This is a genomic window from Janthinobacterium sp. GW821-FHT03C08 (assembly GCF_059420905.1).
The window spans coordinates 1-796 of the sequence record NZ_JBWKUP010000054.1; the positions used below are offsets into that span (position 1 = coordinate 1).

Sequence of the window (796 nt, forward strand, 5' to 3'; positions counted from 1 at the left end):
GGATCGGTACGGCACTGCTCCGTGAGCACGAACAAGGTCGCGCCAAACAGCAGCGATACCAGTTGCTGCAGCGACGCGTCGAACGATATCGATGCATTCAAGCCCACCTTCAGGCCCGCCAGTTCACCCGTGTGGCGATACACCGTCTCCCTGAGCGTGTGCGCCAGGTTCACCACGGTTGCATGACTGACCGCCACGCCTTTCGGCTGCCCGGTGGAACCGGACGTGTAGATCACATAGGCCAGGTTGGCCGGCTGGGCAACTGGGGAAATATTATTTGTCGAGAACCCTTCCACCGCCGCCCAGTCCGTATCCAGACACAGGCGCGGCACGGCCGGCACATCGGCCAGACATGCCAGCAGGTGCTGCTGCGTCAGCAGCAAGGCCGGTGCCGCATCGCTCACCATATACCCCAGGCGCGCGGCCGGATAGGCCGGATCGAGCGGCACATACGCCGCCCCTGCCTTCCAGACCGCCAGGATCGCCACCACCATGTCCACCGACCGTTCGATGCAGATACCGACCAGAGCCTCCCGGCCGATGCCGACCTGGCGCAGGTAGGCACCAAGCTGGTTGGCACGCCGGTTCAGTTCCACATAATTCAGGCTATCTTCCTCGCACACCACCGCCAGTTGCTGCGGCGTCCGCCCTACCTGCGCCTCGAACAGCGCCCCCAGCGTGCCGACCGGATAGGCCACTGCCAGCGGCCGGCTGGCCGTCAGCAGATTGGTACGCTCCTCCACGTCCAGCATCGACAGTTCACCGATGCGCTCGTCCGGCCGGCGCACGATACGGC

1 protein-coding gene is annotated in these 796 nt (G+C 64.9%); it reads right to left on the minus strand.

Annotated features, from left to right (window positions below; translation table 11 throughout):
• Positions 1-796, minus strand: a 796-nt coding sequence (locus AC07VL_RS28030) for an AMP-binding protein (RefSeq protein WP_494808755.1), incomplete at both ends; no start/stop codon positions are given.